The sequence below is a fragment of the Labrys sp. Lb11 genome (assembly GCF_057554225.1).
The window spans coordinates 271,235-285,367 of record NZ_BAAJOT010000005.1 but is presented as its reverse complement, the minus strand read 5'-3'; the positions used below and the strand labels follow the sequence as shown (position 1 = coordinate 285,367).

At 69.1% G+C, this 14,133-nt stretch carries 10 protein-coding genes; 2 read left to right on the top strand and 8 right to left on the bottom strand.

From position 1 onward, the window contains the following. Nucleotides 1–398: 398 nt before the first annotated feature. The 3 genes from AC27L4_RS19925 to AC27L4_RS19915 all read right to left on the bottom strand — a co-directional run bounded on the left by AC27L4_RS19925 (nt 399) and on the right by AC27L4_RS19915 (nt 5,132). Entirely contained in the window at nt 399–1,553 is a 1,155-nt protein-coding gene (locus AC27L4_RS19925; protein ID WP_487144106.1) for an IS4 family transposase, read from the bottom strand. Nucleotides 1,554–1,909: 356 nt separating this feature from the next. Beyond that, nucleotides 1,910–2,785, bottom strand: a complete 876-nt coding sequence (locus tag AC27L4_RS19920) for a LysR family transcriptional regulator (protein WP_487144105.1) — start codon at nt 2,783–2,785, stop codon at nt 1,910–1,912. A gap of 148 nt (nt 2,786–2,933) precedes the next feature. Then, the gene (locus AC27L4_RS19915) at nt 2,934–5,132 is read right to left on the bottom strand and encodes a M10 family metallopeptidase C-terminal domain-containing protein (RefSeq protein WP_487144104.1); all 2,199 of its coding nucleotides are present in this window, start codon (nt 5,130–5,132) and stop codon (nt 2,934–2,936) included. A gap of 456 nt (nt 5,133–5,588) precedes the next feature. Between AC27L4_RS19915 and AC27L4_RS19910 the strand changes: the two genes are divergently transcribed. Further along, complete coding sequence (locus tag AC27L4_RS19910; RefSeq protein ID WP_487144103.1) at nt 5,589–7,520, top strand: ATP-binding response regulator; 1,932 nt, start codon at nt 5,589–5,591, stop codon at nt 7,518–7,520. Here the strand turns inward: AC27L4_RS19910 and AC27L4_RS19905 are convergent. Continuing rightward, nucleotides 7,513–8,151, bottom strand: coding sequence for a response regulator transcription factor (locus tag AC27L4_RS19905; protein ID WP_487144102.1), 639 nt, complete (start codon nt 8,149–8,151; stop codon nt 7,513–7,515). The two genes, AC27L4_RS19910 and AC27L4_RS19905, sit on opposite strands and share 8 nt — an antisense overlap. Before the next feature lie 189 nt (nt 8,152–8,340). On the opposite strand from AC27L4_RS19905, the gene AC27L4_RS19900 reads away from it, so the two are divergent. Further along, nucleotides 8,341–9,315, top strand: a complete 975-nt coding sequence (locus AC27L4_RS19900) for a quinone oxidoreductase family protein (RefSeq protein ID WP_487144101.1) — start codon at nt 8,341–8,343, stop codon at nt 9,313–9,315. Nucleotides 9,316–9,370: 55 nt separating this feature from the next. Here the strand turns inward: AC27L4_RS19900 and AC27L4_RS19895 are convergent, their stop codons facing one another. From AC27L4_RS19895 to AC27L4_RS19880, 4 genes are all read right to left on the bottom strand, one after another. Beyond that, nucleotides 9,371–10,450, bottom strand: coding sequence for a BMP family ABC transporter substrate-binding protein (locus AC27L4_RS19895; RefSeq protein ID WP_487144100.1), 1,080 nt, complete (start codon nt 10,448–10,450; stop codon nt 9,371–9,373). Between the two features lie 124 nt (nt 10,451–10,574). Further along, nucleotides 10,575–11,510 carry an ABC transporter permease gene (locus AC27L4_RS19890; protein ID WP_487144099.1) on the bottom strand — a complete coding sequence of 312 codons (936 nt, stop codon included), beginning with the start codon at nt 11,508–11,510 and terminating at the stop codon, nt 10,575–10,577. Between the two features lies 1 nt (nt 11,511). Then, nucleotides 11,512–12,582, bottom strand: a complete 1,071-nt coding sequence (locus AC27L4_RS19885) for an ABC transporter permease (protein WP_487144098.1) — start codon at nt 12,580–12,582, stop codon at nt 11,512–11,514. Then, nucleotides 12,572–14,113, bottom strand: a complete 1,542-nt coding sequence (locus AC27L4_RS19880; RefSeq protein ID WP_487144097.1) for an ABC transporter ATP-binding protein — start codon at nt 14,111–14,113, stop codon at nt 12,572–12,574. Before AC27L4_RS19880 ends, AC27L4_RS19885 begins: the two co-directional genes overlap by 11 nt. Nucleotides 14,114–14,133 lie beyond the last annotated feature (20 nt).

Sequence of the window (14,133 nt, the reverse complement as noted above, 5' to 3'; positions counted from 1 at the left end):
CGCGCCAGGCGCCGCAGCCCCCCACCCCGCTCCAGCATGTCCTCCCCCCGGGGTTCTGCCGCCTCGATGACACGACGGGAGAGCAATGGGTGCGATCGAACGCTGGTTTGTCAATTCCATCCCAAGTCGTTCTGCGCGGGAATCCGCGCTCTTGTTTCGCGCCCTTCATCGTTTGGTAAACGAGATACTAAGGGGCCGTTCGCGAACAAATGCTTCGTTACTCGGAGGGCACTCCCTCCCAATCGTCATGGCCGGGCTTGATGTACGGCCATCCACGCGACCATTGTCGGTGCAGGACACGGACCAGGATTGCACCTAGACCCGCCTTCGCCGCGTTCCCTAACGAGATCGCATGCGATCTCGTCGAGATGGCCGGATCAAGTCCACGGCTGTCCGGTTCATGTTGGGAGTAAGTCCAGATGGACTTGGCGAGGGTCGCTTTTTGGGATGGTGGGCGGCTTGAGCAATTGGTCGATGCTGCGACGGTGCATGATGTTGGCGCGGACGAGCCTGGCGAAGGCGAGTGGGCTGTCGACGATTTTGACGGCGTCGTTGGCGATGCGCAGCAGCAGGTAGGCGATGAGGGCGACGGCGATCTGGATGCGCACGGCGTTCTCCGATTGCCCGATGAAGTGCTTGATGCGGAGGGTCTGCTTGACCCATCGGAAGAAGAGTTCGATGGCCCAGCGGCGCTTGTAGAGGTCGGCGATCTCCTGGGCTGGGGCGTCCAGGTCGTTGGTGAGGATGCGCAGTGTCTTGCCGTCATCGAGAACGACGCCGATCTGGCGCACGGGATCCTGGAAGGGGTTGATGCGCGTCGTCGTCAGGCGTTCGGGCAGGTGGCCGATCCGATCATAGAGCAGGGTCGATCCGGGCGGCAGAGGCTGTTCGGCGACCGGAGCCAGGGGCGTATTCTTCTTGAGCCGGGTGACGATCCGGCAGCCGGCTGTGTTCAGGCGCTCCCACCAACCGTAATGATAATAGCCGAGATCAAAGACATAAGTGGCGCCGGGCTCGATGGGCATGGCGTGCGCGGCCGTGATGTCGTTGACCTTGGCGGGCGTGACTTCAAGGTAGAGCGGCCGGTCGGCGTCCGGGTCGTAGATGATGTGCGCCTTGGCGCCGACGGCGCTGCGGGAGAAGCGTGCCCAGGCCGCAGCAATCCCCGACAGCCGCAGGCTCGTCGAGTCGATCAGGCGCACCACCTCGGCGCTCGACCGACGAAAGCCCCGGCTGGTCTGGGCCGCCATATGGGCGAACAGGCCCGAGAAGACCTCGTGCGTTCTCAGGGCGTTGGCGTCGGCCAAGGTCGAGCGCGACACCTGACGCACGCCCAGGTGATAGAGCCTGCCCGCGTGGCTGGACATCGCCGTTTCGATCTCGCGCAGCGAGGCGGCGCCGGAAAGCTGCGCGTAAAGCAGCGCCACAAACTGACTCTTGGTGCTCAGCCGCCGAACCCGGGCATCCGTTCCCTGTTCATCCACAAGCCGATCGAACACCGACCACGGCACATGCTTCAGAAGCCCGTGCAATACGCTATTGTGGTGACGCATGGCGTTGGCTCCTTCTCGTGTCCAAAACACCGGCAAGTGCTTGGAAACAAGTAGAATCAATGCCATGCAACCTGTCTACCAAAACCAACCGGACAGCCGTGGATCAAGTCCGGCCATGACTCTCACGTTGATTCACTTGTTCGCGAACGGCCCCTCAGCAGCTTCTCGTGGCTCTCGCCACGATTGATTTTGCATTTTCAATGCAAAATCAATGCTGCTCAGACTTACAAGTGCAAGCGGGTTCGAGAGAGCCTGTTTAGAGCAAAGCGCGTTTCGGTGGAAACGCGCTTTGCTCCAACTCCTTGTTTCGATGCGTCTTTGCGACTTGACGCGATGCCGTCAAATCGCAAAACGCTTCAGGCGATAGCCGGGGCGCTCCCGCGCAGGCTCGGGCCGAGCTCGTCGCGCAGGCAGTCCATCACCGCCCGGATGGCCGGGGCGTTGCGCAGGTCGCTGTGCACGACCAGCCAGACGCCGCGGGTGACGGGCGTCTCCTCGGGCAGGGCCGGTACCAGCCCGGGATCGCCGGCCGCCATGAAGTCGGGCAGCACCGCGACACCGCCGCCGGCACGCACGATCGCCCGCTGGATCTCCACCGTGCTGGCCCGCGTCGCGATCGGCCGGCCGGCGGCATGGCGCAGCAGCGCCCGCTGCTGCGGCGCCTCGTCCATGTCCTCGCCGAAGCCGACGAAGCTCCAGCCCGCCGGTGACATGGCCGCAAGATAGGACGGGCTGGCATAGAGGCGGAAGGCGACCTCGCCGAGCCGCAGCACGGTGAGGTCGCCGCGCTCGGGCCGGCTGAACCGGATCGCCAGGTCGGCCTCGCGCCGCTCAAGCGAGACGAGGCGCTTTTCTCCGGCGACATGCAGGACGAGGTGCGGATGCCGCCGTCGCAGCGCGACGAGCGGGCCCGCCAGCATCGCGGCGGCAAACGCCGGCGGCGTGCTGATGCGAACGTCGCCGGCGAGCTCCGACCTCGCCCCTTCGGCGAACCGGCCGACGGCACGGGCGTCTCCTTCCATCCGCGCCGCGATCGCCGCAATCCGCTCGCCGTCGGGCGTCAGCGACAGGCGGCGGCCGCGCCGGTCGACGAGCTTGAGGTCGAGCCCGGCCTCCAGCGCGGCGACGCGCCGGGCGATCGTGGCATGCTCGACCCTGAGCAGCCGCGCCGCCGCCGAGAGGCTGCCCGCCTGCGCCAAGGCAGCGAAATGCCGCAGGTTTTCCCAATCCATCGCGCGATCGGCTCCCCTGGCCGATGCAGCGGCCATCTGCCGGTGCCGGTCCCCCGCCAGGATAGGCCGGGCGCGGCCTCTTCGCCATGGCGCCAGCGCCCGCGGGGCGGAGCGCGAGCCCGCCCCCGCAGGCAGCGGTCCACCCGCCTCAGAGAATCAGGTCGGAGGCGGTGACGGTCGGCGAGCCGGTGAGCGCGATCCGGATGTCCGCGACACCGTCGCCGTTGACATCACCCAGCAGGGCCCCGGCGGCATAGCGCAATTGCCCCGCCGTGCCGTCGAAGGCAGCGCTGCCGATGAAGGAGAAAGCCTGGTTGCCCGCGGCCTCCGAGCTGGCGTCGATGCCGGCCAGGTCGATGATATCCTTGCCGTGCGTGAAGTCGGTGACGAGGTCGCGGCTCGCCGGCAGCGTGTCGAGGTCGACGAGGAAGCGGAAAATGTCGTTGCCGAGCCCGCCGGTCAGCGTGTCCTGGCCGGCGCCGCCGATCAGCACGTCGTCGCCGTCGCTACCCGACAGGGTGTCGTTGCCGAGCCCGCCGATCAGCGTGTCGGCTCCGTCGCCGCCCGAGATCGTATCTGCGCCGGCCCGGCCATCGAGGCGCTGGCCGTTTGCCGAGCCCGTGAGGACGAAGGTGTCGTTGCCGCTGCTGCCGTCGATCTCATCGATGGCGTTCAGCACCGAATTGGCGAGGTTCACGGTGCCGGCCTGGGACAGAACCAGGGACTCGAAGCCGAAGCCGCCATTAATGGTCTCGAACGAGCCCATCTGCGCCGCCGTCATGGTCACGGCGTTGGATCCCAGGGCCAGGATCTCGACGCCGGTCAGGGTCGCCGCCGTCAGGTCGACCGCGCCGGTGGCGCCGTAGAAGGTAAAGTCCAGCGTGTCGTTGTCGGCGCCGCCGTCGATCTTCTCGGCCAGGCCGCTGATCTCGGAGATACCGACGATACGAAAAGCGTCATAGCCGGCGCCGCCGGTCAGCGTGTCGGCTCCGGCGCCGCCGGTCAGGATATCGTTGCCCGCGCCGCCGCCGATCGTGTCGGCGCCGGCGCCGCCCAGGATCGTATCGACCCCGGCGCCGCCGCTCAGCACATCGTCGCCGTCGCGGCCGTCGACCGAGAGGCCGGTGGGATTGCCGGTCCAGTTGATCGTGTCGGCACCGGACGAGCCGAAGATCTGGTCGATGCCGCTGATGGCGGTTGCGGTCAGGTTGACCGAGCCCGCGGCGGACAGCGTCAGGCTGTCGGCCTGGAACGGCGCGCCGGCGATGGTCCTGAAGCTGTTGAGCTGGGCCGCCGTCAGCGTCACCGCATTGCCGGCAAGATCGAGTTCCTCGACGCTCGACAGCGTCACGGTCGTCAGGTTCACGGCGCCCGACGCGGCATTGGCGGCGAAGTCGAGCCGATCGAAGTCGCCGCCGCCGGCGATGGTCTCGGCCAGGCCGGAGATGTCCTCGACCCGCACGATGCGGAAGGAATCATTGCCGGCATTGCCGGTCAGCAGGTCGGAGCCCTCGCCGCCGGTGATGACGTCGTCGCCGGCCCCCCCGGTGAGCGTGTCGACGCCGGTGCCGCCGATGAGCGTGTCGGCCCCGTCATTGCCGTAGAGCCGGTCGTCGCCGTCGCCGCCGTTGAAGGTGTCGTTGCCATTGCCGCCGACGACGACGTCGACGCCGCCGAGGCCGTTGACCGTCTGCCCGGCCGCGACGTCGGTGAACGTGAAGCGGTCGCTGCCGGCGGTGCCGCGGAACTCGTCGATGCCGGTGACGGTCGCGCCGGTGAGGTCGACGGCGCCGGCGGAAGAAAGGATGAGGATGTCGGAGGTGAACGGATTGCCGGTGATGGTGGTGAAGGCGCCAAGCTGGGCGGCGGTCGCCGTCAGCGTGTTGGTGGAGATGGACAGGACTTCGACATTGCTGATCGTCGCCTTGCTGATGTCGACGGCGCCGGAGGCGCCGAGCGTGACGAAGTCCAGCGTGTCGATGTCGTCGCCGCCGTTGATCGTCTCGGCGAGCCCGCTGATGTCGGAGACCTGGTCGATGCGGAAGACGTCGTAGCCGGCGTCGCCGGCGAGGCTATCGGCGCCGGCGCCGCCGACGATGATGTCGTCGCCCTCGCCGCCGGTGACCCGGTCGTTGCCCGTGCCGGCGAAGACCGTGTCGTTGCCGAAGCCGCCGTCGACGACGTCGTTGCCGCCGTAGCTGTAGACGATGTCGTCGCCGAAACCGGCATTGACGGTGTCGGCGGAATTGGTCGCGGTGTCGATGTCGGTGACGCCGAAGCCGGGCGTCTGCCCGTCGCCGTTCATGTGGATGAGGTCGGAACCGGACGTGCCGGTGATCGTGGCCATGTGTGCCTCCTGGCGTGCCATCGGCGCGCTCGCAAGCCTGCCCCGCGCGCCGAAGAGCGATGGACGTGAGAGACGGTCGGCCGGACGGCCGACACTGGATGGAATGGAATGCGCATGCCCTGCGACAGGTGCTCGCCCGTGCGCACCTGCTTCGACCTTGCCGATATTGACGCAGAGGTTTCCGATCGGATTCCCGTAGCCGACCCGGTATCCGGAGATTTCGAGACGACGTCCCGGACGACACGACGTGCAGCGTCAGCACCGACCGGCCAGTTCTGGCCGATTTCCTTCCACCCGTAAATCGTCCTCTCGCCCTAGGCCGTCCTAGGACCTCGCTTTCCGATCCCGGGACCTTCCCATCCCTTTACGATATCGGCGAGCGATCGCATTGTGGCCGATGTCATCGACAGCCGGATCGCCCTCTGCCCTGGATGAGGCCGCCATGACCGGACCGACATGCCTCGGACGACACGCTGGACCGGCACCCGCGCCCGTCGCCGGGCGGGCGGTCGGGACATGACGGGCGGCGGCATGGAGCAGTCGGCGGGCGGCCGGGCGGACATCCCCGGCCCGACACTGCGCGACCGGATCGGGGCAGAGCAGGTCGCCGCGCTCTACCGCGTCGTCACCCCCGGCGTGATCGCGGCCACGGCCGGCGCCGTGATCCTCGGCGCCACCCTGTATCGGCTCGGCCATACGCCGGCGCCGGTGGCGCTGGCCTGGTCCGGCTACATCGCCGCCTGCGCAATCGCCCACATCCTGCTGAGCCGGCGCTATGACCGAGCGCGGCCGGCCGCCGCCCGGTGGCGCCTCTGGGCCTATCGCTTCGCTGCCGTCAGCCTGGCGGAGGGGCTGGGGTGGGGTGCCGCCACGCTGGTGCTCCCCGGCGACGGCGGCTTCGAGGTCCGCCTGTTGGTGCTGATCGTCACGTTCGGCGTGGCGGCCGGGGCCGTTCCGGCCTTCAGTCCGTTCCCGCCCGCCTTCTTCGGCCTGTTCCTGCCGGCCACCCTGCCCTTCGCTCTCGCCAGCGTCGTCTCGCCCGACCCGATGCAGCAGGCCGGCTCGCTGCTGATGCTGGTCTTCGTGCTGGCCGTCGGCAGCCTGAGCGTCAGCTCCAGCCGCGCCTTCCGCCAGATCGTCAGCCTGCGCTTCCAGACGGAGGCGATGGCCGACGACCTGCGCCGACAGAAGGAGATCGCCGAGCAGGCGAGCCTGGCCAAGTCGACCTTCCTGGCCGCGGCGAGCCACGACTTGCGCCAGCCCGTGCATGCGCTCGGGCTGTTCGTCGGCGCCCTGCGCGGCATCGACATGCCGATCGAAGGCCGCCGCCTCGTCGGGCAGATCGAGGCCTCGACCACGGCCATGGACGGGCTGTTCTCGGCACTGCTCGACATTTCGCGCCTCGACGCCGGCATCGTCGAGGTGCATCGCCGGCGCTTCGCCATCGGCCCGTTCCTCGCCCGCATCTGCAGCGAATACCGGCGGGAGGCCGAGGCCAGGGCCCTCGGCTTCGGCTGGGCCGCCTGCAGCGCCGTGGTCGAATCGGACCCGGTGCTGATGGAACGGATCCTGCGCAACCTCGTGTCGAACGCGGTGCGTCACACCCAGGCGGGCCGCATCCTCGTCGGCTGCCGACGACGCCCCGGCCAGGTCGCGGTTCAGGTCTGGGATACCGGCCCGGGCATTCCCCCCGACCAGCAGGAGCGCGTGTTCCAGGAATACTACCAGCTCGGCAATTCCGAGCGCGACCGCACCCGCGGCCTCGGCCTCGGCCTCGCCATCGTGCGCCGGCTGACCCGACTGCTCGAATGCCCCCTGAGGCTGCGCTCCGAGCCCGGCCGGGGCTCCTGCTTCGAGGTCGCCGTGCCACTGGCCGCCGGCCCGGAAGACAGCGAGTCCCCCGCCGAGGCCGGCGAGATCGACCTGCCGGCGACCGGACTGGTGGTGGTGGTCGACGACGAACTCGCCATCCGCGAAGCCATGTCGAGCCTGCTGGCGAGCTGGGGCCACGAGGTGATCTCGGCCGGCTCGGGCGAGGACGCGATCGAGCGCCTCTCCACCTGCCCGGTGCGGCCGAACATCATCATCAGCGACTATCGGCTGCGCGACGGCGAGACCGGCATCGACGTGATCGAGGCACTGCGCTCGGAGTACAACGACACCATCCCGGCCATGCTGATCACCGGCGACACGGCGCCGGACCGGCTGGTCGAGGCGCAGGCGAGCGGGCTCCTGCTGCTGCACAAGCCGGTCTCGAACAGCCGGCTGCGCGCTGCGATCGCCCATCTCGGCGGCCTCGCCGGCACACCGCATGGCGGTGTCGTCAGCGCGCCGCATAGCGGTGTCGCCGGCGCGCCGCAGGCTGGCGAAAGCAGCCTGGCTAGATAAGCCCGACGGCGCGCCCCGCCGCGGCTGCCTGGGTGCGGTTCACCACGTTCAGCGCCTTGAAGATCGCCGTCACATGGGTCTTCACCGTCTTCTCCGACAGGTCGAGCTCGAGCGCGATGGTCTTGTTGGGCTGGCCGGCGCTGACGCGCCGCAGCACCTCGACCTGGCGCTCGGTGAGCAGCGGGGCCCCCGGACCGACACGGCGGGGAAGCGACGACTGGCGCTCGGCCGCCACCGCATCGAGGATCAGCGGAGGCACGTAGAGGTCGCCATCGAGGACCAGGCGGATCGCCGCCAGCAGCGTGTGCTGGCTCGCGGACTTCGGTACATAGCCGAGCGCGCCCTGCGCCAGCGCCTTGCGCACGTCCTGCGGATCCTCCGAGGAGGACAGCACGATCACCGGCAGTTCCGGCCGGGCCCGTCCGAACTCGGCGATCGCCGGCAGGCCGCCCATGCCGGGCATCACCAAGTCCAGCACGAGGATGTCCAGGTCGGGATTCGCCTCGACCAGCCGCAGCGCCTCCGGCACGTCGCCGGCCTGGAGCACGATCGTGTCCGGTCCAGCCTGCCGAAGCAGGGCGACCAGCCCTTCGCGCAGCACGGGATGATCATCGACGATCAGCAGCCTCATGCCGGGATTATCCGACGGGCGGGCGGGAGCGGCAAGGGGACGAAGGGCCCGGGCGGCATCGCATGGGTCCTAAGACCGTCCCGAGACCTGGGAAGATGGGCGAATGTTCCCATCCGATGAGCAGGAATCGGGAGTTTCCAAACGGATCACATCGGATCAGCATCCGCCGAAACCAATGGAGCAGGTGCCATGGATCGAATGGTGAGATTGATCGGAACGGACGACGGCGGCAGGCTGGAGGTGGTGCCCTGCCCGTCTCGGGAGCCCGGCGCGGGCGAAATCCGGGTCCGGCACGAGGCGATCGGCGTCAACTTCCTGGACATCTACCACCGCACCGGCCTCTACCCGCTGCCGGCCCTGCCCGCGGTGCTCGGCGTCGAGGGCGCGGGCTTCGTCGAAGCGGTCGGCGAGGGCGTAACCGGGCTCGCGGTCGGCGAGCGCATCGTCTATGCCGGCGCGCCGGTCGGCGCCTATGCCGCGACGCGGCTCCTGCCGGCGGAGCGGGCCATCCGCCTGCCCTCCGGCATCGCCGCGCCCGTCGCGGCCGCGACCATGCTGCGCGGGCTCACCGCCCATATGCTGATGGCCCGCCTTTATCCCGTCGGGCGGGGAACCAGCATCCTCGTCCACGCCGCGGCCGGCGGGCTCGGCGCGGTGCTGGTGCGCTGGGCCAAGCATCTCGGCGCCACGGTGATCGGCACGGTCGGGTCGCCGGAAAAGGCCGAGGCAGCCCGGGCGAGCGGGACCGACCATGTCGTGGTCGGCCGGGACGCCGACATCGCGGCGGCCGTGGCCGGGCTGACCGGGGGCCGCGGCGTCGACTTCGCCGTCGACGGCATCGGCGGCGACATGCTGATGAAGACGATGGCCTGCGTGCGTCCTTTCGGCACGGTCGCCAGCATCGGCCAGGCAGCCGGACCGATTCCGCCCGTGCCGGTCGAGGCGCTCGGTCCGCGCCGGTCGCTGACCCTGGCCCGCCCGAGCGTCATGGCCCATTCGGCCGACCCGATGGTCTATCCCGTGGCGGCCGAGGCCGTGATCCGGGCCATGCAGTCCGGCGTCGTCGCCGACATCGGCGGCGAATACCCGCTGGCCGAGGCGGCGCGGGCCCATGCGGCGCTCGAGGCCGGCCGCACCACCGGCAGCCTGCTGCTGCTCCCCTGATGCGGCGCGTCCTGCGCCGGGACCGGCCTGTCCGGGCGGCCCGGCGCAGTCCGGATCACTGCGGGATCTTCTCGTCGATGCCCTTCACGTAGAAGTTCATGCCGAGGATCTGGCTGGCGTCGAGATGATCGCCGCCCTTGCACTCGACGGTGGCGCCGTCCTGGTTGACGACCGGGCACGCGAACGGATGCAGTTTCCCGGATTTGATCGCAGCTTCAGCCTCTTCCGCCGCCTTCTTCACGTCATCCGGCATGTTGGTGAAGGGCGCCATCACGACCAAGCCGGCGTCGAAGCCGCCCCAGGTGTCGGTGGACTTCCAGGTGCCGTCCAGCACCGCCTTGGTGCGCTCGATGTAATAGTCGCCCCAGTGGTTGACGATGGCGGTGAGCTGCGCTTTCGGCCCGAACTGGATCATGTCGCTGTCCTGGCCGAAGGCGTAGATGCCCTTCTCGGCCGCGACCTGCATCGCCGCCGGGCTGTCGGTGTGCTGGGTGAGGATGTCGGCGCCCTGGGCGATCAGGGCCTTGGACGCGTCCGCCTCCTTGCCCGGGTCGAACCAGGACGAGACCCAGACGATCTTGATCTTGAGGTCGGGCCTGACCGACTGTGCGCCGAGCATGAAGGCGTTAATGCCCGAAATCACTTCCGGGATCGGGAAGGAGGCGACATAACCGACGATGCCGGTCTTCGACATCTTCGCCGCGATCACGCCCTGCACGTAGCGCCCTTCATAGAAGCGGCCGGCATAGGTGGAGAGATTCTCGGCGCGCTTGAAGCCGGTCGCGTGCTCGAACTTCACGTCGGGATAGCGCTTGGCCACCTTGACCGTCGCATCCATGAAGCCGAACGAGGTGGTGAAGATCAGGCCGGCGCCATCGGCAGCCAGGGTCTCGATGACGCGCTCGGCGTCCGGCCCTTCGGCGACGTTCTCCACATAGGTGGTCTCGACCTTGTCGCCCAGCGCCTTTTCCAGGTCCTTGCGGGCGACGTCATGCTGGTAGCTCCAACCGAAATCGCCGACCGGCCCGACATAGACGAACCCGACCTTCAGCTTCTCGGCCGCCGTGGCCGGCAGGCTGAGCCCAGCCGCCAGAACGGCTGCCGCCGCAACCATCCATACCGTCTTCTTCTTCATACGCCATCCCCTCGTCACCGGCCGACCGATCAAGACCGCCGGGCGCCGGCCTGGCGCACCCGGTCGATTGCAATCCAGGTTAATGCGCCGACCTCGGCCCGGGCAATCCCATCCGCCCCGCGGCTCAGCGGTCTGGCAGGAACGGCGTCCCCAGGGACGCCGGCGCCGCGCCGCCCCGCCCCTTCCGGGCCGAGATCGCCACCAGCACCGCGATGGTCGCAAGGTAGGGCAGCGACGTCCAGGCCTGGCTCGGCCACACCAGCCAGCGCGGCAGCTCGGCGGCGAGGGCCTGCATGTGCAACTGCCCGATCCAGATCGCCCCGAAGAAATAGGCGCCGGCCAGCAGCCGCCAGGGCCGCCAGGATGCGAACACCACCAGCGCCAGGGCGATCCAGCCGCGTCCCGCCGTCATGCCCGTCACCCAGAACGGCGTGTCGGCAAGCGACAGATAGGCGCCGGCGAGCCCGGCGCAGCCGCCGCCGAACAGCACGGCGCCGAAGCGGATCAGCCGCACGCGGTAGCCGAGCGCATGAGCCGAGGCGTGGCTGTCACCGACGGCGCGCAGCACCAGGCCGCCGCGCGAGCGATAGAGGAACCACCAGACCGCCGCCACCAGGGCGATGGACCCATAGACCAGGGCGTTCTGGCCGAACAGGATCGGCCCGACCAGCGGGATGTCGGACAGGCCGGGAATGTCGAGCTGGGGGATGGCGTCACGCTTGCTGCCGACGAAACCCGCGCCGAGCAGTTCCGACAGGCCGAGCCCGAGAATGGTCAGGGCCAGGCCCGAGGCCACCTGGTTGGCCGCCAGCCAGAGCGTCATGAAGGCGAACAGGCAGGCCATGGCCATCCCGGCCAGGATGGCCGCGACGATGCCGACGATGGCGCTGTCGGTGGTGAAGGCGACGGCGAAACCGGCCACCGCCCCCATGATCATCATGCCCTCGACGCCAAGGTTGAGCACGCCGGAGCGCTCCGTCACCAGTTCGCCGATCGCCGCGATCAGGAACGGCGTCGAGGAAGCGATGATGGTCAGGATGATCTCTTGGGTCAGCAGCATGTCAGGCCGGCCTTGCCTCGCCCGGCACCAGGCGGAAGCGGTAGAGGATCAGGGTGTCGCAGGCCAGCACGTAGAACAGCAACAGCCCCTGGATCACCTTGGTGATGCCGATCGGCACCTTCAGGCTGATCTGCGCCGCCTCGCCGCCGAGATAGGACAGGGCGAGGAGCAGCCCCGCCAGCAGGATGCCGACCGGGTTGAGGCGGCCGAGGAAGGCGACGATGATCGCGGTGAAGCCGTAGCCGCTGGCAAAGGGCAGTTGCAGCATGCCCATGGTGCCGGCCGCCTCGCTGATGCCGGCCAGGCCGGCCAGCGCACCGGAAACGAGGAAGACGAACACGGTCATGCCCCTCGGCGAGAAGCCGGCGAACAGGCCGGCGCGCGGGGCCTGGCCGAGCAGGCGGATCTCGAAGCCCTTGAGGCTGCGGGCCAGCAGCACCGAGGCGGCGATGATGGCGACGACGGCCAGCGCCGTGCCGAGATGGATGCGGCTGTGCGGGATGATGGTCGGAATGACGTTGTCGAACTCCGCCGTCAGCGGGAAGTTCAGCCCGGCCGGGTCGCGCCAGGGGCCGCGCACGAGATAGTCGAGCAGCTTGTCGGCGACATAGACCAGCATCAGGCTGGTCAGGATCTCGCTGGTGTTGAAGTGCGTCTTCAGCAGCGCCGGGACCAGTGCCCACAGGGCGCCGCCCGCCATGCCGGCCAGGATGATCAGCGCCACGGCGAAGCCGGAGGACGTGCCCTGGAAGTACAGGGCCACGCCGCCGCCGCACATGGCGCCGATGATGTACTGCCCCTCGGCGCCGATGTTCCAGTTGTTCGACAGGAAGCACAGCGACAGGCCGATGGCGATCAGCACCAGCGGCGTCGCCTTGACGAACAGCTCCTGGAAGGTGCGGAACTGGGTCAGGGGCTTGACGAAATAGACGTAGAGCGCCTGCCCCGGCGGCTTGCCGTAGAGAGCGAAGATCACGGCGGCCGAGACCAGGGTCAGGGCGATGGCAATCAGCGGCGAGGCGAGCGCCATGACGATGGAGCGTTCGGCGCGCCGTTCGAGCTCAAGCCGCATGCGCCGCGCCTCCCATCAGCAGGCCGATGCGCTCCAGCGTCATCTGCTGGGCCGGATCCGCCGCCGAAAGCCGGCCGTCATGGATCACGGCGATACGGTCGGCAATCTCGAAGATCTCGTCGAGATCCTGGCTCATCACCAGCACGGCAGCGCCCCGGCGCGACAGGTCGATCAGCGCCTGGCGGATGGTCGCGGCGGCACCGGCATCGACGCCCCAGGTCGGCTGGCTGACCACCAGCACGCCCGGCTCGCGCAGCATCTCGCGGCCGACCACGAATTTCTGCAGATTGCCGCCGGAGAGCGAGCCCGCCTCCGGGTCGCGCTTGCCCTTGCGCACGTCGAAGGCCTTCGACACCGCGTCGGCCTGCTCGGCGGCCTTGCGGAGGTCGATCATGCCGCGGCGCACCAGCCCGGCGATGGCATGGCCGGTGAGCAGCATGTTCTGCGACAGCGGCAGCCGCGGCGCCGAGGCGTGGCCGAGGCGCTCTTCCGGCACGAAGGCGGCGCCGAGCCTGCGCCGCGCCGTGACGCCCAGCAGCCCGGCCTCGGTCTTGTCGATCGCCAGCGCGCCGGCCCGCGCCGCCCGGCGCTCGCCCGAGAGCGCCGCGAACAGCTCCGACTGGCCGTTGCCCGCCACGCCGGCGATGGCCACGACCTCCCCGCCCTTCACCTCCAGCGACACCTCCTTCAGGCCGACGCCGTGCAGGTCCTCGGGCGGCAGGGAGAGGCGATCGAGCTTCAGCCGCACGCCGGCGCTGGCGGAGGCGCGGCCGTGATGGATCTTGGCGACGTCGGCGCCGACCATCATGCGCGCCAGGCTGGCCGGCGTCTCCTGCCGCGGATCGCAGGTGGCGACCTTGCGGCCATGGCGCAGCACGGTGGCGGTGTGGCAGATGCGCTTCACCTCCTCCAGGCGGTGCGAGATGTAGAGCACGGCACGGCCTTCCCGGGCGATCCGCTCCAGCGTGAGGAAGAGCTGGTCGGCCTCCTGCGGCGTCAGCACCGAGGTCGGCTCGTCGAGGATGATCAGCTTTGGGTCTTGCATCAGGCAGCGCACGATCTCGATGCGCTGGCGCTCGCCCACCGACAGCGAATGCACCATGCGCTCGGGATCGAGCGGCAGGCCGTAAGCGGCCGAGACCCTGGCGACGCCGGCCGCGGTTTGCCGCAGCGGCGTGCCCGGCGGCAGGGCCAGCGCGACGTTCTCGGCGACGTTGAGGTTCTCGAACAGCGAGAAGTGCTGGAACACCATGCCGATGCCGACGGCCCGCGCCTCGGCCGGTCCGTGCAGCCGCAACGGCCTGCCCTGCCAGAACAGCTCGCCCTCATTGGGCTGGAGCAGGCCGTAGAGCATCTTCACCAGCGTCGACTTGCCCGCCCCGTTCTCGCCGAGCAGCGCATGCACCTCGTGCGGCATGATCGCCAGGTCGATATGGTCGTTGGCCGTCAGCGTGCCGAACACCTTGACGATCCCCCGCGCCTCCATCAGGGGCGTGGCCGTCTGCTCCGGCGGTGCTGCATTCGTGACCATGCGCAATTGTTAGGCGAGGA

Excerpts from the sequence above, each read along its gene's own strand:
- AC27L4_RS19925 (WP_487144106.1), bottom strand. The coding sequence starts at position 1,553 with ATGCGTCACCACAATAGCGTATTGCACGGGCTTCTGAAGCATGTGCCG.
- AC27L4_RS19920 (WP_487144105.1), bottom strand. The coding sequence starts at position 2,785 with ATGGATTGGGAAAACCTGCGGCATTTCGCTGCCTTGGCGCAGGCGGGC.
- AC27L4_RS19915 (WP_487144104.1), bottom strand. The coding sequence starts at position 5,132 with ATGGCCACGATCACCGGCACGTCCGGTTCCGACCTCATCCACATGAAC.
- AC27L4_RS19910 (WP_487144103.1), top strand. The coding sequence starts at position 5,589 with ATGCCTCGGACGACACGCTGGACCGGCACCCGCGCCCGTCGCCGGGCG.
- AC27L4_RS19905 (WP_487144102.1), bottom strand. The coding sequence starts at position 8,151 with ATGAGGCTGCTGATCGTCGATGATCATCCCGTGCTGCGCGAAGGGCTG.
- AC27L4_RS19900 (WP_487144101.1), top strand. The coding sequence starts at position 8,341 with ATGGATCGAATGGTGAGATTGATCGGAACGGACGACGGCGGCAGGCTG.
- AC27L4_RS19895 (WP_487144100.1), bottom strand. The coding sequence starts at position 10,450 with ATGAAGAAGAAGACGGTATGGATGGTTGCGGCGGCAGCCGTTCTGGCG.
- AC27L4_RS19890 (WP_487144099.1), bottom strand. The coding sequence starts at position 11,510 with ATGCTGCTGACCCAAGAGATCATCCTGACCATCATCGCTTCCTCGACG.
- AC27L4_RS19885 (WP_487144098.1), bottom strand. The coding sequence starts at position 12,582 with ATGCGGCTTGAGCTCGAACGGCGCGCCGAACGCTCCATCGTCATGGCG.
- AC27L4_RS19880 (WP_487144097.1), bottom strand. The coding sequence starts at position 14,113 with ATGGTCACGAATGCAGCACCGCCGGAGCAGACGGCCACGCCCCTGATG.